The 22,262-nt window shown below is 59.9% G+C and carries 19 protein-coding genes and 1 pseudogene; 13 read left to right on the top strand and 7 right to left on the bottom strand.

Translation table 11 applies throughout. The features are described 5' to 3' along the window. The first annotated feature begins 7 nt into the window (after nt 1–7). Nucleotides 8–751 (top strand): enoyl-CoA hydratase/isomerase family protein, encoded by a 744-nt coding sequence (locus I6F38_RS07875; RefSeq protein ID WP_225159824.1) that lies wholly within the window; start codon nt 8–10, stop codon nt 749–751. Further along, nucleotides 748–2,349, top strand: coding sequence for a CoA-transferase (locus I6F38_RS07870; protein WP_225159823.1), 1,602 nt, complete (start codon nt 748–750; stop codon nt 2,347–2,349). Before I6F38_RS07875 ends, I6F38_RS07870 begins: the two co-directional genes overlap by 4 nt. A gap of 36 nt (nt 2,350–2,385) precedes the next feature. On the opposite strand, the gene I6F38_RS07865 is transcribed toward I6F38_RS07870, so the two are convergent. Continuing rightward, the gene (locus tag I6F38_RS07865; RefSeq protein WP_225159822.1) at nt 2,386–3,069 is read right to left on the bottom strand and encodes a GntR family transcriptional regulator; all 684 of its coding nucleotides are present in this window, start codon (nt 3,067–3,069) and stop codon (nt 2,386–2,388) included. Between the two features lie 238 nt (nt 3,070–3,307). On the opposite strand from I6F38_RS07865, the gene I6F38_RS07860 reads away from it, so the two are divergent. The 9 genes from I6F38_RS07860 (at nt 3,308) to I6F38_RS07820 (ending at nt 14,048) form a co-directional block, all read left to right on the top strand. Next, nucleotides 3,308–4,486, top strand: a complete 1,179-nt coding sequence (locus I6F38_RS07860) for an ABC transporter substrate-binding protein (RefSeq protein WP_225159821.1) — start codon at nt 3,308–3,310, stop codon at nt 4,484–4,486. A gap of 90 nt (nt 4,487–4,576) precedes the next feature. Further along, complete coding sequence (locus I6F38_RS07855) at nt 4,577–5,437, top strand: branched-chain amino acid ABC transporter permease (RefSeq protein ID WP_016844215.1); 861 nt, start codon at nt 4,577–4,579, stop codon at nt 5,435–5,437. Next, on the top strand, nt 5,434–6,372 hold the full coding sequence (locus I6F38_RS07850) for a branched-chain amino acid ABC transporter permease (RefSeq protein ID WP_225159820.1): 939 nt from the start codon (nt 5,434–5,436) through the stop codon (nt 6,370–6,372). Before I6F38_RS07855 ends, I6F38_RS07850 begins: the two co-directional genes overlap by 4 nt. Further along, complete coding sequence (locus I6F38_RS07845; RefSeq protein ID WP_225159819.1) at nt 6,362–7,132, top strand: ABC transporter ATP-binding protein; 771 nt, start codon at nt 6,362–6,364, stop codon at nt 7,130–7,132. Before I6F38_RS07850 ends, I6F38_RS07845 begins: the two co-directional genes overlap by 11 nt. Beyond that, nucleotides 7,125–7,829, top strand: a complete 705-nt coding sequence (locus I6F38_RS07840; RefSeq protein ID WP_225159817.1) for an ABC transporter ATP-binding protein — start codon at nt 7,125–7,127, stop codon at nt 7,827–7,829. Before I6F38_RS07845 ends, I6F38_RS07840 begins: the two co-directional genes overlap by 8 nt. Nucleotides 7,830–7,855: 26 nt before the next feature. After that, complete coding sequence (locus tag I6F38_RS07835; RefSeq protein WP_225159815.1) at nt 7,856–8,614, top strand: enoyl-CoA hydratase/isomerase family protein; 759 nt, start codon at nt 7,856–7,858, stop codon at nt 8,612–8,614. A gap of 36 nt (nt 8,615–8,650) precedes the next feature. Beyond that, nucleotides 8,651–9,793, top strand: coding sequence for an acyl-CoA dehydrogenase family protein (locus I6F38_RS07830; protein ID WP_225159813.1), 1,143 nt, complete (start codon nt 8,651–8,653; stop codon nt 9,791–9,793). A 1,221-nt stretch (nt 9,794–11,014) separates the two neighbouring features. Continuing rightward, nucleotides 11,015–13,021 (top strand): ParB/RepB/Spo0J family partition protein, encoded by a 2,007-nt coding sequence (locus tag I6F38_RS07825; protein WP_225159990.1) that lies wholly within the window; start codon nt 11,015–11,017, stop codon nt 13,019–13,021. Between the two features lie 715 nt (nt 13,022–13,736). Continuing rightward, complete coding sequence (locus tag I6F38_RS07820) at nt 13,737–14,048, top strand: DUF736 domain-containing protein (RefSeq protein ID WP_225159811.1); 312 nt, start codon at nt 13,737–13,739, stop codon at nt 14,046–14,048. Between the two features lie 1,136 nt (nt 14,049–15,184). On the opposite strand, the gene I6F38_RS07815 is transcribed toward I6F38_RS07820, so the two are convergent. After that, nucleotides 15,185–15,409 (bottom strand): hypothetical protein, encoded by a 225-nt coding sequence (locus I6F38_RS07815; RefSeq protein ID WP_212059890.1) that lies wholly within the window; start codon nt 15,407–15,409, stop codon nt 15,185–15,187. Nucleotides 15,410–16,401: 992 nt separating this feature from the next. Beyond that, nucleotides 16,402–16,599 carry a DUF3606 domain-containing protein gene (locus I6F38_RS07810; RefSeq protein ID WP_212059888.1) on the bottom strand — a complete coding sequence of 66 codons (198 nt, stop codon included), beginning with the start codon at nt 16,597–16,599 and terminating at the stop codon, nt 16,402–16,404. Nucleotides 16,600–16,657: 58 nt separating this feature from the next. On the opposite strand from I6F38_RS07810, the pseudogene I6F38_RS07805 reads away from it, so the two are divergent. Beyond that, nucleotides 16,658–16,936: pseudogene (locus I6F38_RS07805) on the top strand (daunorubicin C-13 ketoreductase); the annotation flags it as partial. 205 nt (nt 16,937–17,141) lie between these two features. Here I6F38_RS07805 and I6F38_RS07800 read toward each other — a convergent pair. From I6F38_RS07800 to I6F38_RS07785, 4 genes are read right to left on the bottom strand one after another with little or no spacing between them, the layout of a single operon-like run. After that, nucleotides 17,142–17,885, bottom strand: coding sequence for a 3'-5' exonuclease (locus I6F38_RS07800; protein ID WP_225159809.1), 744 nt, complete (start codon nt 17,883–17,885; stop codon nt 17,142–17,144). Then, nucleotides 17,827–19,668, bottom strand: coding sequence for a putative nucleotidyltransferase substrate binding domain-containing protein (locus I6F38_RS07795; protein WP_225159807.1), 1,842 nt, complete (start codon nt 19,666–19,668; stop codon nt 17,827–17,829). Before I6F38_RS07795 ends, I6F38_RS07800 begins: the two co-directional genes overlap by 59 nt. Next, entirely contained in the window at nt 19,665–21,353 is a 1,689-nt protein-coding gene (locus tag I6F38_RS07790; RefSeq protein WP_212059886.1) for a cation acetate symporter, read from the bottom strand. The genes I6F38_RS07795 and I6F38_RS07790 overlap by 4 nt, the downstream gene beginning before the upstream one ends. Beyond that, nucleotides 21,350–21,652 (bottom strand): DUF485 domain-containing protein, encoded by a 303-nt coding sequence (locus I6F38_RS07785; RefSeq protein ID WP_212059885.1) that lies wholly within the window; start codon nt 21,650–21,652, stop codon nt 21,350–21,352. The genes I6F38_RS07790 and I6F38_RS07785 overlap by 4 nt, the downstream gene beginning before the upstream one ends. A 445-nt stretch (nt 21,653–22,097) precedes the next feature. Between I6F38_RS07785 and I6F38_RS44205 the strand changes: the two genes are divergently transcribed. Next, nucleotides 22,098–22,262 (top strand): acetyl-coenzyme A synthetase N-terminal domain-containing protein (locus I6F38_RS44205; protein WP_346657102.1); only part of this gene is annotated, 165 nt, incomplete at its 3' end.

The raw sequence follows: 22,262 nt of genomic DNA, 5'->3' as shown, positions 1-22,262 counted from the left end.
TGAACAGATGATCAAGCTAGACAATCAAGGCCCGATCGCCATCGTTACCATCAATCGCGCGGAGCGCCGCAATGCGTTGGGTTCGCAGCTCATGCGGGATCTGAACGCTGCCCTGGCCGATTCAGAGCGCAATGACGCGATCGGCGCAGTTGTGCTGACAGGCGCCCCGCCCGCATTCTGCGCCGGCAGCGACCTCAAGGAGCTGGCAGGCCTCTCGATCGCCGATATGTGCAAGCACGAGGCCGAAACCGCAACGTTCGCGCGTGCGATCGGCTACCGCGCCAAGCCGGTCATCGCGGCCGTCGAAGGATACGCTCTGGGAGGCGGAATGATCCTTGCGGCATCGTGCGACATCGTGGTCGCTGCGTCGAACGCACGATGGCATCTGCCGGAAGCCCCGAACGGTTGGCTGCCGCCGTGGGGGCTCACGGCGCTCCTGACTCGGGTCGGCCCGGTGCGGGCGCGCCGCCTTACGTGGGGCGCGGCTTCGATCGACACGATCGAGGCGGCGAGGATTGGCTTGGTCGATGACGTCGCCGAACCGGGTGCCGCGCTTTCTCTGGCAACGGAGATTGCCGGCGGCCTTTCCAAAGTGCCGCGCGAAGCCGTCGCGTCGACAAAGCGCTTCTTCGACCGCTTCATCATGGCGGACGCCGAGCGCCTGGACGAAGTCTCGTCCCGGGAGTTCGCGTCGAACTGCGAAACGCCGAGTTCCCAAACAACCTTTGAACGCTTTACGGTGAAGTCGTGAATAAAATCGTTGATGCCGCGACGGCAGTTGCGTCCATTCAGGACGGATCCTCGGTCGGTTGCGTGGGTGTGATCGGTTGGGTAACGCCCGATACCCTTTTGAAGGCCCTTGGCGACAAATTCCGCAATACGGGCAGCCCGAAAAACCTGACCTTCTACTTCCCGGTCGGGACCGGCGACGCTCAGGGCATCAAGGGCATGGACCACGTAGCGCAGGAAGGATTGATGAAGCGCATGGTCAGCGGTTCATACATCAATCCCGTCGATCCAAAGACGGGAAAACGACCCGAGCTCATGCGTCTCATCCGTGAGAACAGGATCGAAGCCTACTCCTGGCCAATCGGAGCGACGATGCATTGGCTACGCGAGATAGCTCGTCGCAGCCCAGGTTACATGACCGAAATCGGGATCGGCACCTACATCGATCCAGACAATGGCGGCGGCCGGTTCACGGAAAGAGCACATGACCACCTCGTGAGAAAAATCGAGTTCGACGGAAAGCCGTATCTATTCTATCCGGCATGGAAGTTGGACACCGTCTTCATCTACGCATCGACCTCAGACGAGTTCGGAAATCTGTCTTTCGAGAATGAGGCGCTGGTGTCCTCGAATATTGCGCTGGTGCTGGCAGCCAAGGCCCATGGCGGCCGCGTCGTAGCGCAAGTGCGGCGAGCCGTGCCTCACGGCCAGAGAGCCGCATCCGAGGTCCGGATTCCAGGCATGTTTGTCGATGCAGTCGTCGTCGACCCCAAGATGATGATGACGACCGACGTCGAGTTCGACCCGGCTTACTTCGGCGGTGAGCGCAGGGCGCTGTCTCAACTCCCTCCGATCCCGTCGTCTGCCGACAAGGTCGTCGCATCGCGGGCAGCGAAGGAAGTGCGGAAACGCGAACTTTCCATTTTTGGTTTCGGGGCGGCGGCCGATGTGCCGCTCGTAATGGCGGAGCAGGGACTGCTTCACGGCGACGAGCTCAAGGACTATTGGTTTACCACCGAGCACGGATCCTACGGCGGGATTGTCATGTCCGGATGGCAGTTTTCGGCGAATCTGAATCCCGATGCAATCCTCGACGGCGTCTATCAGTTCGATGCCATTGATGGAGGGTTGTGCAACTTTGCAGCACTCGCCTTCGCTCAGTTCGACCAGCACGGCCGAGTCAACGTATCGAAGTTCGGCGCCGCCAATCCGGGCGCGGGCGGCTTTATCGACATCGCGCAAAGCGCCAAGCGTTTGGTCTTTACCGGAACCTTCACCACCGGCGGGCTCGATGTCGGTTTCGGCGGCGGGAAACTGAGCATCGTCAAGGAAGGTAAGGTTCGCAAGTTCGCGAAGCAGGTGGAGCACATCACTTACGCGGTCGCCGACGGCGTCAAGCGCGGCCAGACGGCCCTGGTGATTACCGAGCGAGCGGTATTCGAAGTTGCTCCGGAGGGACTGGTGTTGACGGAAGTGGCGCCAGGTATCGACGTTCGGCGCGATATACTCGAGCAGATGGAGTTCGCCCCTTGGCAAGTCGCGGACGAACTGAAGTTGATGGATGCAAGCTTCTTCGTCGATCCCGGTCAGACAAGTGCGGTTCGGGGACAAGCCGGTTAAGACGTTCCCCGGTCTCGACGAGACCGGGGATTCCGATCATCTGCCCGACCCGACGCTGATCTCGAATATTTGTCGTGTGTAATTTTCGATCTGCTCCATCAGGGCGGTGACGGCAACGAGTGCACCTTGCTCGTCCTGCCGCGAAACCGCGCGTGCTCGCGCCGCATGCAGGACGCCCATCGCACCGAGGTTCTGCAGGTCGCTTTCGTACCTGTAGTAGAACCTCCGCGACATCGCGTGAAGCGGCGAGATTGAGCGAGCTGCGAATGGGTTGCCGGCAGCCGCGGCGATAAGACCGTTCGCTTTAAAGACCTCACGCAGGTATTTTTCGAGGTTGCCGTGCTTGCCCGCGCCTTCGATTTCGTCGGCAGCAGCGAGAAGGCGCTCTCGGTCGCTTGCAAGGATGCGGCGAGCCGCCCTTATCGAAATGAAAATCTCGAGTTCGCGCCGCAGCTCGATCGCCAACAACTGCTCATGAACATTTATCTCGGTAATCATCAAGCCGTGTCGGGGCAGAATGGTCACGAGACGGTCCGCCTGAAGGCGTTTCACCGCTTCACGCACCGGTGTGCGGCCGATGCCGATCTCCTCTGCCAATCCCTCCTCAGACCAGTGGCTGCCGGGCGGCAGCTGCAGTGTCACGATCATCTCCTCGAGGCGTCGGTGAGCCGTGTCGGCCTGAGACTCAGGAGGGGAAAGTACTCCGACTTTTTTCGCCATTGGACGCCAAGCTCTTAGCGCGCGCAAAGGCGCGATGTGGGTGTCTCTTACGAATATCCTCGCTGCGACGCTCGGGACAAGCGCGGCACGAGGGCATCTCACACAATGCGCACACCTAAATGGACCCCTCCCAGGGCTGAGCGGTCATCATTCAGGAAAGCGCAATGATGTGTTGACGAAACTTTTGTAAGATATTACTAGTACAGCACAAGCGCAACGACGCCGAGGGAGGATATTCATGTCTTGCTGGAAAGGGGCCCTGATTGCAGGGTGCATCGCTTCCGGACTGCTTTTCGGACCGGTGGCCAGGGCCGAAGATGTGGTCAAGATCGGGCAGATCGAGGCCCTGACCGGCGCAACCGCCACCTACGGCTGGATGTCGGCGCAGGGGAGCAAGGTTGCGGTCGAGGAAATCAACGCGAAGGGTGGCTTCAAGGTCGGCGACAGGACTTACAAGCTCGAACTGCAGCAGGTCGATACGCGCGGCGAGCCGCGCGAGGCGACCGTACAGTTCCGCAAGATGATGGAAGAAAAGGTTCACTTCGTCTTCGGGCCGTTTCTGACCAATGTCTTCAACGCCATCGAGCCGATAGCCAATCAGAACAACGGCAAATTCCTGCTGTTCGCGGGCGCGACGTCGGCGCACGCAGCGCTTGGCAAGCCCGATCATGACTATCTGCTGCGAACCTGGAACTGGGACGCGGGATCAGCAGGTTTCGGCAAGCTGATGGTGGACTATTTGAAGAAGCTCAATACCAGGAAGGTGGCGATGCTTTTCCAGAACGACGCCTTCGGCAAGACCGCCGTCGATATCTATAGCGCGCTGTTCAAGGATGCCGGAATTGAACTGCAGGTCGAATTGTTCGAGCCCGGCACGAAAGACTTCAGCGCGGTGCTCGCGAAGCTCGCGGCTGGCAAGCCGGACATTCTCTTCCCGGGTTATTCGGATGCCGTCCTCTACGATATCGTGAGGCAGTCGACCGAATCCGGTTTCGGCAATCGTTTCTTTCTCGTTCGCGGCTCAATCGGGCCGGCGTTGAAGAACAAGGACGCGATCGAAGACTATATCGCATACGTTCCGAAGTACTTCGAGGGTGCCGAGAAGACCGAGCCGAAGGTCCGCGCCTTTATCGAAAGCTATCAGAAGCAGTTCAAGCGCGAATTTCCCTACGATCAAGCACCGCTTTGCTCCTCATCTTGTTATGACCATGTCTACATGCTCGTGGAGGCCATGCAGAAGGCTGGGACCGTCGACGACGTGGCAAAGATCCGAGCTGCCCTGATGAGCATGACCTATGAGGGCATGTGGAGAATCAAATACGACAAGACCGGAGAGGCCGTGTTCGGGTTCGATGTCGTCCACGTGCGCAAGGGTGGTGCCATCGAGAGAGTGCCTTACGACCCGACCAAGGAGTAAGGCTCGTTCGTCGCGCTCCGGCGGAGCCGGAGCGCTCTCTCTCCATTCGGGAAGGCGTCATGAAATGCGCTTCCCGCGGACCTTCGATCAATGACGCAGCTAGTCATCGGACAATTGCTCAATGGCGTGATCGTGGGCACGCTCTACGGCATCATAGCGTTGGGCGTGACGCTCACATTCGGCCTGACCGGCGTGGTGAATTTCGCGCTCGGCGCCTTCATGATGCTTGGCGCCTACGCGACCTGGTATCTCTACGACGTCGTGGGTTTCCCGTACCCCGTGGCCGTCATCGGTGCCGTCGTGGTCGTGAGTATCTTCGGCTACGTTTCGGATCTTGCCCTGTTTCGCTTCACTCGCGGCAACCTGGTCAACGGTCTGCTGGTGTCGATCGGCATGATTTCGGTCTTCGAGGCCTTGGTCCTCGCGGCCTTCACGACCACGCCCAAAGATCTGACTTACGTGCTTCCTGGCGCCCTCAAGGTAGCCGGTATCGTTCTGCCGAAGATCAAGGTTGCAGTCGCCGCGGTGTTCCTTGCTGTGATCCTCGGCACATATCTCGCCTTGACGCGGACGTGGTTGGGGCGCGCGGCATTCGCCTACGCACAGAATCCCGAAGCCGCAGCTCTTATGGGCATTCGCACGGGAAGGCTTCAGACGATCGTCGTGGTCTATTCGACGGCGCTGGCGGGTCTCGGTGGAGGTTTGTACGCGAGCATGTATTCGATCGAACCAACGATCGGATCGGCTTACGTTCTCAAGGCGGTCGAGGCTGCCATTCTCGCCGGTGTCGGCAGCGTGCTCGGCGCATTGGGCGGCGGTATCATTCTCGGCATCAGCGAGAACATCGGTTCGGTGTTTTTTTCGTCGGCCTTCAGGGACGCTTACGGTCTCGTATTCCTCATCTTGATCCTTCTCGTCCGTCCGGGCGGCCTGTTTGGAGATCGGTCGTGAAGTACGCAATTTCAGTCGGGCTGCTGCTCGCCCTTGCAGTTCCGGCCTTCGTTCACAGCGACTCGGTGCTCGCCATTGCGATCTACGGCTTTATGGCGGCGTCGCTGGCGGTCAGTTTCAATCTGATCTTCGGATTCACCGGCCAGCTTTCCATGTTTCACGCCGCGTCCTTCGGCGTTTCCGCGTACGTGGTCACCATCCTAGTGACTACGTTCGGCTGGAACTTCTGGCTGGCGATCGTCCCAGCCCTGGCCATTGTCGTGATCCTATCTCTCATCGTCGGAACGATTTGCTTCCGCTTCAAGCTCAAGGAATTCTATTTTGCCGTCGTCACCCTGGCATTTTCCGAAGTGCTGCGTTTGATCACATTGAATTGGAACAGCGTCACGAACGGCTCTCTCGGCATTACGATCGTCGATACGCCGAAGATCTGGACGCCATCGGGCACCTTTGCGATTGCGGGCGGGGTCGCTTGGTACTACGTGACGCTGGCTCTGCTGGTGGTCGTATACGCTGTGTGCGGCCGCGTCCTGAAGTCCTGGATCGGACGTTGTCTTGCCGCCATCCGATTGAACGACCAGCTGGGCGAAACGCTGGGCATCGACGTCTTCAAGTACAAGCTGCTCGGCTTCGCAATCGGCAGCGGCCTTGCCGGGCTGGTTGGCGCTTTCTACGGCTTCTACGCAGGGTTCGTCGAGCCGCATTTCCTCTCGATCTCGCTTGGGCTCGACATCATCGCGATGGTCCTCCTGGGAGGCGTCAATTCCCTGATCGGCCCTGTTGTCGGCGCCCTCGTGCTCACGGCCTTGCCGCACGTGATCGAGCTCAGCGCGGAGCTTCGCATCGCTCTGTACGGCTCCATCCTCATCTTCGTGATCCTGGTGATGCCGAAGGGTATCGTCGGCCTACTTACGAGCAGAAATCATGCTGCTTGACGTAAAAAGCCTCACTAAGCGCTTCGGCGGCCTCACCGCCGTGTCCAACGTGGCGTTCGGCATCGAGCGCGGGGAAATCATCGGGATATTTGGACCCAACGGCTCCGGAAAGACCACGACCCTGAGTCTGATCGCCGGGATCCTGAAGCCAACAAGTGGCGTGATTCTCTGGAAAGGGAACGATATCAGCAACCTCTCGCCATTCGAAGTCGCTCAGCAAGGGTTGGTCAAGACCTTTCAGAATCCGCAGCTGTTTCCCGAACTGACGGTCGTCGAACACATGCGCATCGCATGTCACCTGCACATCAAGCGCGAGCTAGGTATCGGTCGCTTACGGACGTTGATCGGTGGCATGCCCGTCGGCTTGGATCGTCTGCTGGAGCAGAAGATCGACCAGGTCCTCGCGCTTTGCCGGCTCTCCAGCCAGAGAAACGAACACGCCGCTGCGCTTTCCTATGGTGGCGAGAAGATGCTCGGCGTTGCAATGGGTATGCTTTGTGAACCAGAACTTCTTCTCCTTGATGAACCGGCCTCCGGCCTGGGTCATGACGAGATCGCAAATCTCGACGCGGTTCTCAGGGATCTAAAATCGCACGGCGTCGCGCTTTGCATTATCGACCACAAGGTCGGCTTTCTGGGTCGGCTAGCGGACCGTTCGATCGCGCTCCACCACGGCGCGGTCATTGCCTCCGGAAAGACCTCCGACGTTCTCGCCGACGAATCCGTTGTCGCGGCCTACCTGGGCAAAAAGCATGCTTGATGTATCGAACCTCAGCGTCAGCTACGGCAAGCAGAAGGTCATCAGGGAGGTGTCCTTCAAGCTGGAGAAGGGCGAAGTGGTCACCTTGATCGGTCCCAATGCCGCCGGCAAATCGACGACGCTTCGAACACTCGCGGGGCTGAAGAAGGCCGATCGCGGCACGATCCATCTCGCTGGAAAAGACATCACCGAATCCTCCACCGTGGACCGGGTGAGGGCCGGCCTCGTTCTCGTGCCGGAGGGACGCCAGATATTCACCAAGCTCTCGGTCCACGAAAACCTGATTATCGGTGCCTATCACCGAGCCGATCGCGATCACGCAAGCGACGACCTGGAGCGAATATTCTCGATGTTTCCACGGCTCCGCGAACGACGGGATCAGAAAGCGGGCTCGATGTCGGGCGGAGAACAACAGATGCTTGCGATCGGACGAGGGCTGATGTCCCGACCTGCGCTGATGCTGCTGGACGAGCCGACACTCGGTCTTGCACCGATCATCATCGAGGAACTGGGGCGGATCGTGCGAAATCTCGCGCACGAAGGACTGACGATCCTTCTCGCCGAGCAGAACGCCATGATGGCCTTGGGCTGTGCCGACCGCGCCTACGTGCTGCAATCCGGCCGGATCGTGACCTCGGGAAATGCGAAGGAATTGTCCGAAACGTCGGAAGTCAAGCAGATGTATCTGAGCGCATGACCCGATCGAGTGCCAGGTGGAGCCGAATGAGTAACGAAGAGACTACGGTAAGCGTCGAGAAACGAAATGGCGTTGCGATCATCACGTTACAGCGGTCGGCCCGGCGAAATTCGATGGATCGATCTCTTGTCGACGGAGTTAAGGCCGCTTTGTTGGAGCTCGATCGCAACGACGAGGTGGGCGCTATCGTTCTGGCCGGCGCCGCTCCGGGGTTTTGCGCCGGAAGCGATTTGAAGTTCATCAGCAGACTCGAACTCGAAGCAATGGGACGGTTCGAGCAGGAGTGCGGCGATCTCGGCCGCTTGATGGGATATTTGGCAAAGCCCGTCGTCGCGGCTGTCGAGAAGTTCGCAATTGGAGGAGGACTGACGCTGGCAACCTCTTGCGATGTGGTCGTGGCGGGGCGTTCGTCGGTCTTTAGTCTTCCGGAGGTGCCTCACGGTTGGCTAACCCCATGGGGGATCAGGTCCCTGGTTGCTCGTGTCGGGCTCGTCAAGGCGCGCCTTCTCTGCTTTTGTCTCGAAGCGCTCAACTGCGAAGATGCGCGCGCCGTCGGCGTCGTCGACTACTGCTGCGAGGACGGCGAGGCGCTGACGAGAGCAATCGAGATTGCGAACAAGCTCGCGCAACTGCCACGTCCCGCCGTTCGTGCGACGAAGCGTTTCTTCTCGAACTATCTCATGGAAGAAGCAGAAACGATGGATTTCGAGGCAAATCGTCTATTTCTCGAGAACTGCCGGGAGACGTCCGCTCAGGCGACCTTCGAGAAATTCCGGCAAAGTTAAACTACATTCTGGCACACCGACACGAGGAGCGGTCCAATGCTCTTGGATCTCAATGAAGACGAAGCTTTGGTAAGAGGCAGTCTCGAGCAATTTACCGCGGGCGCACTGCGGCCCAGGATCAAGCCCTTCGCCGACAGGCATGAGTTTCCAACCGAGCTCGTGAAGGAATTCCTTGCGCTCGGCTTCATGGGCACGGCGTATGATCCGGCTTTCGGCGGTGGAGGGCTCGGTACGCGCGGAGCCGCCATTGTGGCCGAGACGCTCGCGCGCGCAGAACCCGGCTTTGCCGCCATCTTCCTGTGCAACAGCGCTCCCATGACGGTTATCGCTCGCTATGGATCGGACGACTTGAAGGCCAAATGGCTTGAGCCGCTGTGCCGCGGTGACTTTATCGCGTCATTTGGTGTCACGGAGCCGAGTGGTGGGTCGGACGTCGCGAGCGTAAAGATGCGCGCCGTGGAGGACGGTGATTCTTTCGTCTTGAGTGGCTCCAAGGTGTTTTCCACCAATGCCGGCACTCCGCTCCACGGCATTACGACGTTCGTGGCCGTTACGGACCCTGCATTGGGAGCGAAGGGGCTGTCTACATTCGTGGTGCCCGTCGGCACGGCTGGCTTCCGGGTCGGGAAAGCGAGCCGCAAAATTGGCTGGCGTGTCGCTGATTCCGTAGAGCTCTTTCTCGACGAGTGTCGAGTTCCCAAGGCGAATATGGTCGGAAATCGCGGCGACGGCCTGAAGCAAATCCTGACGACGCTGAGCATCGGACGGATACTCGTCGCGGCAACGGGTCTTGGACTTGCGCGCAAAGCGATCGATCTTGCGAAGGTGTACGGCTCAGGTCGCAAGGTCGGGGGTACGCCGATCTTCCAGCACCAAGGGCTGACTTTTCCTCTCGCAGATGCACTGACGAAGATCCACGCAGCCGAGCTGATGATCCGGAACGCTGCGTGTCTGGCTGACGCCGATCGGCCATTCCGGTTGGAAACGTCGATGGCCAAGCTCTTCGCAACGGAAATGGCGAGCGAAGTTGCGGACATCGCTCTGCAGGTGCATGGAGGATACGGTGCATTCGAGGAATTCGACGTGTCGAGTCTCCCAGGCGAGGCCAGAGTGTTGCGTATCCTCGAGGGTACCAGCGAGATCCAGAGGCTGGTCATTGCGCGAGAACTTACCGCATAGCGGATATCGTTCTCAGTGCTTCAATCCGGAGCGCGAAAGCACCGTCGCCACGAGGGAGTGTGAGCGCATTTTCTCGGACCCGCGAGCTGTCGTTCGACCAGGTTCGCGCTGTCGTCGGTCGAAATGCCGATTAATAGAGCTCAGCTCAAAACATCCTAATCCGTGGCGCCATGGCAAGAAACGAGCAGAAAATGCTGCTTGGCTTGCGGGAGCGATTTCAATGCTGATCACGAGGGAACCAAGGCCGGCGATGCGGACGCTGCGGGGATGGGCAATCGACCTGGCCGGCGCTATCCGTGGGTGCGAGCAGCGCGGTTGGATGCAGGATCGCGCATGGCTGGGATTTGCGACGGCGCGAGCTCGATGATTGAGGTCCGATGAGCCGGCGCGCTACTCGCTCCAGCCTTGTGCGCTTGCAGGGGGATAACAACTGAAGCCTGAGTTGCGACCTCGGAGAGACATCAGGTCAGGTGGGGAGAGTTGAAGAATAGCTTTCCAAAGCGCAGATCAGTTGCGCGACGACAATGGCTCGCAGGGAGGTGCAGGTTCGCCAAACCTGGTCATGTTCTGTCCAGGCGCGTGCGGCGATGGCCGCACCGGGCTCTTGTGAACCGAGCCGCGTGACGTTTCGGCCATCCGGCCGCGATCCCTCGCGCAAACATAGGGCGATCACGCGCTAAAAATATCGCAATATATAATGTGTCGCTCGCCGGAGGCACTCGCCCGCGGTCCCCGCCGTCATTGCATGCCGGCGTCGCTGTCACTGTCCCGCGTTCGGGTGCCTTGTTAACCGGTCTCGCGACTGCAGTCGCCTCGGTGCCCGCGGGCATTGCATGCCCGCGTCGCTATCACTGCCCAGTCGGCGGCTGCCTCTTTGATCTTGTCACTCTTGGCTTGATTTCACTTCTTCCGGGTTGCTCAGCGCTCTCATCGTCGAGAGCTACGGGGCTCCGCCCCGCGCGCGCGCCAGGGTAGCGCGCCGGCTATGCCGGCGCCGCCCCGAGCGGTCTCCCCGGTCTTCCGCGCTTCGCTCATTTGCCGACCTTGGACGAATTGGGACGCGCTTGTGCAGACCCGCTTCTCGCGAAGCGGCCCTCATCGGGCGGGAGATACCCCTCCGCTCGGGGCGCCCTGGCACTTGCTGCCCCCGGTCTCGCCGACGGGCAGGGGCGCAGGCGCGGAGTGCGCCATGCACCCATGAAGCCAAAAAGGAGATTGATCATGTCGGCCAAATCAATTGGAATACCGAGCGGAACGGAGGTTCGCATTCCGCTCAGCAAGCTCAAGAAGTCGCCAAAGAATGCCCGCAAGACGCCGCACAGTGAGGCGGCGATCGAGGCCTTGGCGGCCAGCATCGCGGTCAAAGGCATCCTGCAGAATCTGGTCGTCGAGCCGGAGGTCGATGGCGAGGGGGCGGCGACAGGGTTCTTCTGCGTGACCATCGGTGAGGGCAGGCGGCTGGCCCAGCTGCTGCGGGTGAAGCGCAAGGAGATCAGAAAGACCGAGCCGATCCGCTGCATCGTCGATACCGCGAATGATCCCCACGAGATCAGCCTGGACGAGAATGTCACCCGGGAAAGCATGCATCCGGCCGACCAGTTCGATGCGTTCAGGAAGCTCGCGGACGAGCGCGGCCTCGGTGCGGAGGAGATCGCGGCCCGCTTCGGCGTGACGGCCCATGTTGTTCGGCAACGCCTGCGGCTCGGCGCTGTTTCGCCCAAATTGGTGCAGCTCTATCGTGACGCCGATCTGACGCTTGAGCAGCTGATGGCGTTTGCCATCACGGACGATCATGCCCGGCAGGAAGCCGTCCATGAGCGCCTGCCCTTCGACCCGGATGCCAGCACCATCCGCCGTCTGCTCACCGAAACCCATGTCGCTGCCACGGATCGCCGCGTGCGTTTTGTTGGGCTCGAGGCCTACACGGAGGCGGGCGGCACGGTGCTGCGCGACCTCTTCACCGAGGATCGCGGCGGCTATCTGGAAGACGTCTCGCTGCTCGACTTGCTGGTGACGGCACGGCTCAACCGCGAGGCAGATAGTCTGCGGGCGGCCGAGGGATGGCGGTGGACGGAAGCCCATCTCGACTTCCCGCATGCCCACGGCATGCGGCGGGTCTACCCGCATCCGGTCGAGCTTTCGGCCGAGGATCAGGCCGCACTTCAGGCGGTTCAGAGCGAGTTCGACCGGCTGACCGAGCAGCATCAGGCGGCCGAGGAACTGCCTGACGACGTGGACGCGCGGTTCGGTGAACTGGAGACCGAAATCGAGCGGCTGGAGGCACAACGGCAGGCCTACGACGCCGGCGACGTCGGGCGCGGCGGCGCCTTTGTAGTCCTCAATCACGACGGCACGGTGCGGGTCGAGCGCGGCTTTATCCGTCCCGGAGACGAGAAGCCCGAGGCAGAAACCGGGCCGGGAAGCAATGTCGAGGCGGGGGACGAGGGGGACCGGGAAGGCGAGGACGCCGCGCCGGATGGCGAGGACGACGAGGGCGCGAGCGACGAGGAGGACGGGGACCAGCCGCTGTCCGACACTCTTGTTCGCGACCTCACCGCGCACCGAACCTTGGGGCTGCGCCTCAATTTGTGTGAGCAGCCTGACGTCGCCATCGTGGCGGTCACCCATGCGCTTGCGGCCCAGATTTTCTATTTCGGGGCCAATGCGCGTGTGGTCGGCATTCAGCCGGTGAAGTGCGATCTGGCTGCGCATGCGGACGGGATCGAGGACACGCCGGCCGGCAAGGCGTGGTCGGATCGCCATGCCAATTGGGCACGGCAGATGCCCAAGGACGTCGCCGCACTGTGGGAATTCGTGGCCGAACTTGACCACGACAGCCGCATGGCGCTGTTCGCGCATTGCGTCGCGCTGACGGTGAATGCGGTCAAACTGCCGTTTGACCGCAGGCCGCGGGCGCTAGCGGCGGCCCGCCGTCTGGCCGAGGCCGTGGCTCTCGACATGACCTCCTATTGGCGGCCGACGGTGCGCAGTTATCTTGGCCGTGTCACCAAGGCGAACATCCTGGCGGCGGTCCGCGAAGGCCTCAGTGAGGAGGCTGCCGAGCGCCTGTCGGCGATGAAGAAGGCCGACATGGCGCAAGCCGCCGAGCAGCTGTTGGCGGCAACCGGCTGGCTGCCTTCGCTGCTGCGGACGGCCTCTCCGCAGGGGGCAACCGATCTCCAAAGCGAGGCGCAGGGCAGCGAACCGCATTCGCAAGCAGCTGAGTGAAACCCTCGCCGGGGCCGCATGGGCGGCTCCGGCGGGCACAAAAATTTCGGCCGCGCCCTGACGGTGCGCGGCCGATTCCAAGATGCAAAGTGGCGATCTCCCACGCAAAGCTCGCTCCGTTCGGGGGCACGATCCGTCCGATCCGCGCCGATTGCTGCAGCCAGATTGGCCGTAACCGCGCCTCCTTCGACCTTCACCAACGAGACGTAGATCGAAGCCGGGAAGCTCGGATCGCGTCTTGACTGCGCTTGTCGAGAGTGCATTCGGGCGGCCAATTCTAGCGATGCCGGCGGTTCCTTGCGCGAAAATGCGGCTGGGTTGCCTGTGTTGGTCCGGCTGCGTCGTCACCGCGATTGATGCGAGGACATCGGCCTATTCTCGACCGGTCCAACCGTTTTCTGGTGCTGCGCAAGTGGCGGTTGCCATGGTCATCTCCGTCAGTTCGGTGATGGGCTCGCGTCCATCGCAGTCACGATTGGCTGATCAAGCCCGGGGGACGGCAAGGGCCTCGATCGTCTTCCCGCAACGGCTGCGCCTGCTTTTTTCCCCTGCCGCGAAGCGGCGGCATTCCTCGCGGTAAGACAAAAAAGCAGGCTGTCGCCGTCCTCCGCTGGCGCTGCGGGCCTTAGCGGCTGCGGGCCGATCGCTCCCCGGGCCAGGGATCGCCATCGAGGCTGCGATGGACGCGGCCCGAGCAAAACAGACGGAGATTATCATGGCGACCATCGGCACTTTCACCGCTTCGGACAACGGCTACACCGGCTCGATCAAGACGCTGACGCTCAACATCAAGGCGAAGCTCGTCGTATCCGAGAAGGACAACGACAAGGCTCCCGACTACCGGATCTTCGCAGGTAGCACCGAGTTCGGCGCCGCCTGGAAGAAGACCGCTCGCGACAGCGATCGCGAATATCTCTCGGTCAAGCTCGACGATCCGAGCTTCCCAGCCCCGATCTACGCCTCGCTGGTCAAGGTCGAAGGCGAGGAAGGCTTCAGCCTGATCTGGTCGCGCCGCAGCGGCGATTGACCAGCTGGAAGCAACGGCCCCGCCTCCCGGAGGCGGGGCTTTTTTGCGTTTCTGCGCCGCTTTTGGAGGAAGCGGAGGGGCATTTTGCGCTCGGAAACGGGCTTCCCCGCAAGCAAAAATGCGATCGATCCGACGCATGCGTGCTCGGGCTTTTGGGTTCAGAGGACAGGATTTCGCGTCGGATCGAGCTTCGATTTTCGATCTCGGAGACGCGAATTTCGTCAGCTTCCAGCAGCGTCGACGCTCCTTTTCTGTAGCGAAATTCTGCCGTCGATGAGCGTGGAAACCTGCACGGCGCATCGGATTCTCGCTGTCGGGGGTACTGCGTGGCGTCGATGGGAGAACCTTGTCACGGCAGAGAGAGGAAGCGTGAGCGGAGCGAGCATGAAGAATAGGGGAGTGCAAGATAAAAGCACTGTCGCCGTGGGGCGGCCAAGTGATTGTCTGCACATCCAAGATATGTCGCTAGCGGAGCGTAGGGTGTCGCTATGATGTCGCTAAGCACTCTATCTCACTGACGAATAGTGTCCGCATCGGCTCCGTGGTTTTTTTAAGCGGCGTGGCCGCAGCGAGTCGGACAAGGAATTTCATGCTGAGCTTTGGGACCGTGGCCCAAGCACGAAACCAAGCCGTGGACTCGTGAATCGCAATGCACCTGTGCCTCCCCTTTGCGAGGCAGCTTGTGCGTTGCCTTTTCGTCGGCGTTCCGGGGGGCCGAGAGCGCTCCTAACTATGCGCCAGAGCGTCGCAGCTCTCAGCTCGAACACGCTATATGGCACGCTCGGTTCGCGGGAAGGACGGGCACACCGCGTGAGCGGTTTAGATTTTCACCGGGCCAGTCGTCGGTTTGCTGCCGGTTTGGGACCAGGCTATCGGTGATTCCGACAGTGCAGCGTCAGGGACGGTATGGCGATCAGAAGACCCGGTCGGGCAGAACGAGCGTCAGCACGCATGTCGGATCCAAAAATGGGCATTGCAATTCCCAACGAGGCCGAAAGCCTGATTCACACGTTAGGTCAGAGCCGAGTATCCTATTCCTTAAGGCTCGTTCGCATAGGCAATCGTTTTCAACGCCTTATTTGCATCACCACGGCCTTGGTAATCCGCGCCGGCACGGGCGCATGCTCTCGGGCAATTCAATTTGCATACGGCCTCTGGTGTCCGGCGGCCGTAACGAAGTCGTCGACATAAAAGAGGCCGCAGGTCGCTGCGGCCTCTCTTTTTTCTATCAGGACGTCACCACCAATGGCGGTGATGGTGGCGCCAACCGTAGTGATGGCCTCGGTGCCAGCCATGGTGACGGCCGCGACCCCAACCGTAGTGATGCCCGCGACCGCCGTGATGGCCCCACGCGTGTCCATGTCCGTGTCCGTGGCCTCCTCTGACCTGAATGACCTCACCCGCGGAGCTACCCATTGCATGTGGCGTTGCCATCGGCATAGCCGATGCCGACAACATTGGCGCAAGCGAAAAAGCACAACCGATAAATCCGATTGCCAAGAGTCTTTTCATCTTAAGACAGTCCTCCCATTCTGAGCGATAACCCAGCAGACTATCAGCCGCGCATTGCAATGCTCGCTGAACGGTGCATTCACCTACGGTTCATCGATGCCGCGCTTGGCGCTTCCTAGAATCCTCTCGTGTCGATCGGGAATCTGATGAGCCATATTCATGGAACGTCGTTCGGATCGCGCGGTTGGTTGCCGGGGCCTGCTTTGGAGGACAAAATGAAGCGCACAATTATCGCACTTTCTGCCGCCTGCCTGATGGCTTCCAGCACCGCCGTGTTCGCGCAGGGCGTCTCTAACAAATCTCCCGGTCACGAGATGCAGGACAGGGGCTCCAAGAAGGGGAGCCCTGGCGCCTCAGGCTATGCGCCCGGACAGGAAATGCAGGCAAAGGGCTCGAAGTCTGGCAGCCCTGGCGCATCGGGATATGCTCCTGGTCAGACGACAGGGTCCAGCACCGGAATGAAATCGGGTGGCTCGACCAGGTCCAAGTAGCCGGCGTGCCGGGTCGTCCCAGCGTTCGGCCGGGGCGACCCCGCGTTATCTTGGCCTCGGGCCCCGCGGTGCGGCGGCAAACGTTAAACCAAGAACCTTTGCTCTGAGCCGCACCGCGGCTTCGCTGCGGTTCATCTCGACGGCAATCTCGACAGCATAACGGCCCTCGGCGATTAGTTTTTGCAGCGCGCCGTCTTCAGCCGGATCCCAGGGGCGGTTCTTTGGCATTGTGATGCAGATCAGTCTTTGAGGTCAATTCGTATTGGCGAGCTTTTTCCAGCAGCGCGTCTCTGATCGGGCCGGGCGGAAGAAGAGCGGCCTGTTTTCGTGCTTCCTGTGCGCACTCAGCGCTAAGTTCCTGTTCGTTCGTCACGGTTCGCTTCCAGCTCCTTGCGGACGGCCGCGGCAGAATTCCCCACTTTATCGACGACCTTACGAAGCTCCTCCTTCGAGACACCAAGCTCGTGAGCCCAGCATTTCATTTGGTCAGGCGCATGCAGATTGATCTTCGAACGCTCGAACTGATCTTTTTTCGTAAGGCTTTCCATTTCGAACAACTCCGGCTTGAGCGCTCCGTTCCTAAGTAGGAACTGGCGGCCTGATTCGCTGGCGCGACGCTGGCCGAGAGTCTTGAGCAATGCCGTCGATCCCGGTTGGGCTCGCACCAAGATGGGCTGCCGAGGAGCGCCGGTGGACCTCGACACCGGACAGCGGACGCAGTCCTGGTTGGCCGTAAGCGATGAGCTCGCTGCCATGGTCAGCGGACATTATTGGCATCATCTTCGACAGGAGCAGCCAGCCGGCGAGGCCGTCAATCCAGAATTCCAGGACCGGCTCATCGCCAAGTTGAGCGAGCTGACGGATGTTGAGCTTCCCAAGGCCTAACGATACACGATCGGAATCTGCGGCGTCCTAACGTCATGCCGCGCACGATCTGGCGCGGTACTCGATCTCGGCAAGAGGCTTTGGCTCAGTGGTTCTTTCGGGAAGTGGACCGCTGGCGGAAATTGAAAGGCAGGCCAAACCTCGATGGGCCACAATCCGCGATTGGCCCTGGTCTCGACCGCTTCCGACGCTCCGGGGCGCGTCGTCATTCTTCGACCTTGCCATCGGCGGGTTCGAAGGCGAGCCGATTGCACAGCCGCGGGATTCGCATCCCTCTCTTCTTCTTATCGCGCAGTATGACGTACATCATCGCGGTCATCAACGCGTCATTAAACGCATCATGTTGAACAAGCGGGGGAATTTCGAGATCCGCGAGAATTGCGGAGAACGAGAGATCGATGGAGATGTTAGGGGGCGCATCACCGTACTTCCGCTCGTAGTAGAGGCTGGATACCTCAATGCGAGGATTTGGCAGCTCGATTCCAATGAAGGGCAGGACATACTTGTCCAGCATCGCGATGTCGAAATCGACGTAGTATCCGACCAGCGGCCGACCGCCGACGAAATGCAGGAAGTCGGGCAGCAACTTCCGGATCGGGGATTCATGCTCAACATCGACCTGACGCAGACGGTGGATCTTGATCGCATCCGTTCGTATGCTTGCATCGGGACGTACGACCCCCTCGAAGCGCTCACTTGTCAGAATGCGGTTGCCTCTGATCTTGACTGCGCCGATGCTTATGATGTCGTCCGTACGTACGTTCAGCCCCGTGGTCTCGCAATCGATCGCGACAACTTCGTCCGTGGGATCGCGCTTGAACATGAATCGATATGACTGGTCGCCTATCGAAGCTTGGTGAAACAGGCGTTTGATCGCGCGCGGTATCACGTTAGAAGGCGCCGAGATTGAAGTGATGGCGAATGAATTCGCGGAACTTCTTGACGACATAGAATGCGTCTCGCAGCAGATCTCGCTCCATACTCGACAAGGATGACGGTCGTATCAGCGTGCCTGTGGCGCCGGCCGACTCCGCCAGTTGCCCGTCGAGACGTAGCATCAGCATGAAGTTGAACGCTTGATGGAGCTCGCGGGCGAATTCTGCGTGCAAAACGCCCAAATCACGCAAGCGGCCGATGCGCTTATCCGTCGCGGTCTCCACCAGCCCATGCTCGAGAGCAAGGCTGCGAACGCCATGCACAATCGGAAATAGACCGCCCTTTTTCAGGTCGATCGCGTCGCCATTCCCCGCAGACGTGATCAAATTCTTGAACAAGCCAATCGGTGTCGGGAAGAGGTCTATGGCCTGCGCGAAATGCGCCAGGAAGGCCTGCTCCCCGCGCGCCATCTCGATCAGCTTGGTCTTCACTTCGGTTAGCAGCGTAGGGTCACCGGCAACGCAGCGGGCGTCAAAGAGGATGGCGACGTTCAGGTGAGCGGTATCGTCGGGCAGTGCAAGCCAATTGCGAATGTCGACGGTGTAATCGGACAGTGTTTTGGACCATGCTGGATTGCTCACCATCACGTGTCCGGGGCAGGGAGGAAAGCCAAAATCTGCCAGCGCGCCAGAGAATGCCGCACGAAACTTATCAAGCTCCCCCTGTTCGATTGCCCGTGACAAAATGAGGCCGTTGTCCTGATCCGTGCGGGCGGTCTGCTCGCCCCGGCCCTCGCTTCCCATGACCATGAGGCACCCGCGCGCGCGAACGTCGGCCGGCGCCACGAGATCGAACAATCTGGAAAACAGGCGCTGATTCAAATCGGAAACGATTTCGCCAATCAGCTCGACGTCGATCCCTTGCCGCCGCAGGGTCCGCACCTGAGCCGCTGTTTGGCGGGCGACCGCTGCCAGGTCGTCTTGATTCGTAGCGCGCTCTATGCGCCCGGCAATGACTTGAGCGCTACCGGCGAGGAAACCCAGAACATCGATGTCCTCCAGGATGCCGACGAACCGTTCGTCGTCGCGAATGGCGATGCGACGCTTGTTGAGCTTGGTCATCAGTACGAGCGCTGAAGAGACGAAATCGTCAGGCCGGAGTGTAACCAGGTCAAAGTGCGCCAGATCGCGAACCGATGTTTGGGTGGATTGACATTTTAATACAACAGCTTTCGACAGGTTCATGCCAGTGATGATGCCTGTCCGGTCGCCGTCGCTGACGAACAATGCGTTGCTGTTAATCTCTTGCATCTTGCGGCCCGCCGCTTCCACGGTGCCGTCGGCATCAATGAAGGCGGCCGGATGCAGAAAGAGCTCGGATATGCGAGCTCGCATCATCGATCCATGCCTCTGCTCGTCCTCGTCTCTGACGAACTCATCGAGTTTGCGCGCGATGTCGCCGTAGAAGAACGAGGCAAATCGAGGATTGTTCTGGATCAGGCCGAGCACCGTATTTCTAGGAGCGGAGTAGCATAACGCTTCCTCGCGCGCGATGAAGGCGTGCCCACTCTTGCCGTGGACGAGCGCGCGGCTATCGAAGCTGTCCTTGGGGCCGAGCAAGGCCAGCAGATCGGTCCCGTCGCGCTCCTCTATTGTGCCCTTGATGATGACAAAGAGGGCCTGGGACGAAGCTCCTTGATCGATAATTGATTCGCCTGGGCGGAAGTAGACAATGTCCAGCGCCGCACGAAGGGTCTCCACTTCGTGCCGCGTCAGACGATCGAACGGTGGGTTTGCGGCATCAAAAGCCTTGGGCATTCGCCATTGTGCCTGTTTTTCACTGAACGGAACTTTCAATGACTGGTGGCGCTTGCTGCTCCGATGCCAGTCTGGCTCCGCACGAATTGCGCGTCGAAGCCGTCGCGGTCGGTGCCGGCACGCGCGCTACGGTCCAGAACCGAGATCAGCCAGATGGAGACGAATGCAATGGCCATCGAGAATAGCGCAGGGTTGTCCAGCTTGATGGGGGCCGATCCCTTCGCAAAGCCGAGGGTCACCTCCCACACTGCCGGCGACAGAATGACGCCGACGACTGCGCTGATCAGGCCGAGCAGGCCACCAATCAAGGCGCCTCTCGTGGTAAGGTTCTTCCAGAAGATCGACATCACCAGCACCGGGAAGTTGCAGGACGCTGCGATGGCAAAGGCAAGGCCGACCATGAAGGCGACGTTCTGGTTCTCGAAGATGATGCCAAGCACGATTGCGAGCATGCCCAGGAATAGCGTCGCTATCTTCGAGACACGAACTTCATCCTGTTCATTGGCATGTCCGCCCTTGATTACCATGGCGTAGATATCATGGCTGATGGAGGATGCTCCTGCGAGCGCCAAGCCGGAAACGACTGCGAGGATGGTGGCGAAGGCTACCGCCGAAATGAAGCCGAGGAACAGATTGCCACCAACTGCGTCGGCTAGATGGATCGCTGCCATATTCGACCCGCCCTTGATCGCTGCAATCCCGCTTTTTGTTTTCTCGAGAATTCCCGCGTCGAGGAACGCCAGATCGGTCGAGACAAGCGTAATGGCGCCGAATCCGATGATGAAGGTCAAGATGTAGAAATAGCCAATGAAGCCGGTGGCATAAAACACTGACCTGCGAGCGGCCTGGGCGTCTTTGACCGTGAAGAAACGCATAAGAATGTGCGGCAGACCGGCGGTGCCGAACATGAGGGCCAAGCCGAGCGAAATGGCCGATAGCGGATTTGAGATCAGGCTGCCGGGCTCCATGATTGCGAGCTTCTTGGGATGTACTTCGGTTGCCTTGGCGAACAGTGCTTCCGGGCTAAACCCGAACTTGTAAAGCACGGCTCCTGCCATGAAGGTCGCGCCGAACAGCAACAGCACAGCCTTAATGATTTGCACCCAGGTCGTGGCTTTCATGCCGCCAAAGGTCACATAGATCATCATGAGGCCGCCCACCAGGATGACGGCTATCCAATAGTCCAGACCGAAGAGCAACTGGATCAGCTTGCCGGCACCGACCATCTGCGCGATCAGGTAGAAAGCGACGGTCACGAGCGAACCGCACGCCGCCAAGATGCGTATCCGTGTCTGGCCGAGCCGAAACGAAGCGACGTCGGCGAATGTGAACTTCCCGAGATTGCGGAGTTGCTCGGCAATCAGGAATGTGACGACAGGCCAGCCAACGAGCCAGCCTACCGAGTAGATCAGGCCATCATATCCTGAGGTGTAGACAAGGCCTGAGATGCCCAGGAAGGATGCTGCCGACATGTAGTCGCCGGCGATCGCAAGCCCATTCTGGCCGGCCGAGATGCCGCCACCTGCCGAGTAGAAATCCGCTGCCGATACAGTCCGTTTCGACGCCCAATAAGTTATTGCCAAGGTCAGGGATACGAACCCGATGAACATGCCGATGGCGGCCCAATTGACCGCTTGCTTGGTCCCGCCATCAATCGTCCCGGCTGCAAGTGCGACCGAAGAAATGCAAGCGAACAACGTCGCCAACAGGAAGGCTTTCTTCATTGGCGGCGCGCTCCAACAATCTGGCGGATCAGAGGATCATATTCTGAGTTCGCCTTGCTGACGTAGATGCCCGTCAGCAGGAATGCCGAAACAATAACCAACAGTCCGATCGGAATGCCGATGGTCATGACGCCCGTCCCCATTCGTGTGCCAAGGAAGTGTGGAGCGCAGGCGACGAGCAGGATGAAGCCGAAATATTCGATCAGCATGATCGCCGACAGGGTCCAGCCTAACGACGAACGTCGACGAACCAGTTCCTGATAGTTCGGGTCTTGCTCGATATGTTCGTAGGTGCTCAATGTTTGGTCCCTTCAGAATGGGTGGAAGAGCATCGGGCCGCACAAAGCGGTGACTATTTCCTGCGTATTCAATGTCGGGCACGCGTAGACGTGAGCCAGGCGAAGCTCACCGAAAATTGGCAATCAAGTTACGTATGTACGATCGAGACTGAGGGATCTTGATGCAGATCAAAATTGTTGCGTGATCCGTTTCATCTTCCGGTCTTGAGCGCGGAGAGGTCTGCCGTGGTCCGGGAGCGATCCCTAACCGGCGCTTCTTGATAGAGATCAAACTGGCATCGATCACATGGCCATATACGGGCGTGTGAGCAGCAAGCTGGAAGAAGCGAAACCGGCTGCCCGAGCGCTGAGTGCGGTCTACTAGCCTCCGAGAAGAGAGCGCGGACTTGCCGGATTTTGTGAATGGTTGGCGTCGCAAAGAGAACAATCTCGGAGGAAGCGGCTTATGGAAGCAAGGTTCGCGAATGCTGTTTCGCCGGAAGCGATCTATGACGTGTCGGCCGACTGGGCCAAGCGCGCCTATATCGATGACGCCAAATATCGCGAGATGTACGCGCACTCGGTCAAGGACCCGAACGGCTTCTGGGCCGAGCACGGCAAGCGGATCGAC

This window comes from Bradyrhizobium sp. BRP56, from assembly GCF_020194035.1.
In the GTDB taxonomy this organism is placed as follows: Bacteria; Pseudomonadota; Alphaproteobacteria; order Rhizobiales; family Xanthobacteraceae; genus Bradyrhizobium; species Bradyrhizobium australafricanum.
Note: the sequence above shows the minus strand (reverse complement) of the source record. Positions and strands in the feature narration are given on the sequence as shown.

Bases quoted from the DNA above. Each gene is read 5' to 3' on its own strand.
- I6F38_RS07875 (WP_225159824.1), top strand. From the start codon at position 8: ATGATCAAGCTAGACAATCAAGGCCCGATCGCCATCGTTACCATCAAT.
- I6F38_RS07865 (WP_225159822.1), bottom strand. From the start codon at position 3,069: ATGGCGAAAAAAGTCGGAGTACTTTCCCCTCCTGAGTCTCAGGCCGAC.
- I6F38_RS07860 (WP_225159821.1), top strand. From the start codon at position 3,308: ATGTCTTGCTGGAAAGGGGCCCTGATTGCAGGGTGCATCGCTTCCGGA.
- I6F38_RS07855 (WP_016844215.1), top strand. From the start codon at position 4,577: ATGACGCAGCTAGTCATCGGACAATTGCTCAATGGCGTGATCGTGGGC.
- I6F38_RS07845 (WP_225159819.1), top strand. From the start codon at position 6,362: ATGCTGCTTGACGTAAAAAGCCTCACTAAGCGCTTCGGCGGCCTCACC.
- I6F38_RS07840 (WP_225159817.1), top strand. From the start codon at position 7,125: ATGCTTGATGTATCGAACCTCAGCGTCAGCTACGGCAAGCAGAAGGTC.
- I6F38_RS07835 (WP_225159815.1), top strand. From the start codon at position 7,856: ATGAGTAACGAAGAGACTACGGTAAGCGTCGAGAAACGAAATGGCGTT.
- I6F38_RS07830 (WP_225159813.1), top strand. From the start codon at position 8,651: ATGCTCTTGGATCTCAATGAAGACGAAGCTTTGGTAAGAGGCAGTCTC.
- I6F38_RS07825 (WP_225159990.1), top strand. From the start codon at position 11,015: ATGTCGGCCAAATCAATTGGAATACCGAGCGGAACGGAGGTTCGCATT.
- I6F38_RS07820 (WP_225159811.1), top strand. From the start codon at position 13,737: ATGGCGACCATCGGCACTTTCACCGCTTCGGACAACGGCTACACCGGC.
- I6F38_RS07815 (WP_212059890.1), bottom strand. From the start codon at position 15,409: ATGGACACGCGTGGGGCCATCACGGCGGTCGCGGGCATCACTACGGTT.
- I6F38_RS07810 (WP_212059888.1), bottom strand. From the start codon at position 16,599: ATGGAAAGCCTTACGAAAAAAGATCAGTTCGAGCGTTCGAAGATCAAT.
- I6F38_RS07800 (WP_225159809.1), bottom strand. From the start codon at position 17,885: ATGTCGTCAAGAAGTTCCGCGAATTCATTCGCCATCACTTCAATCTCG.
- I6F38_RS07790 (WP_212059886.1), bottom strand. From the start codon at position 21,353: ATGAAGAAAGCCTTCCTGTTGGCGACGTTGTTCGCTTGCATTTCTTCG.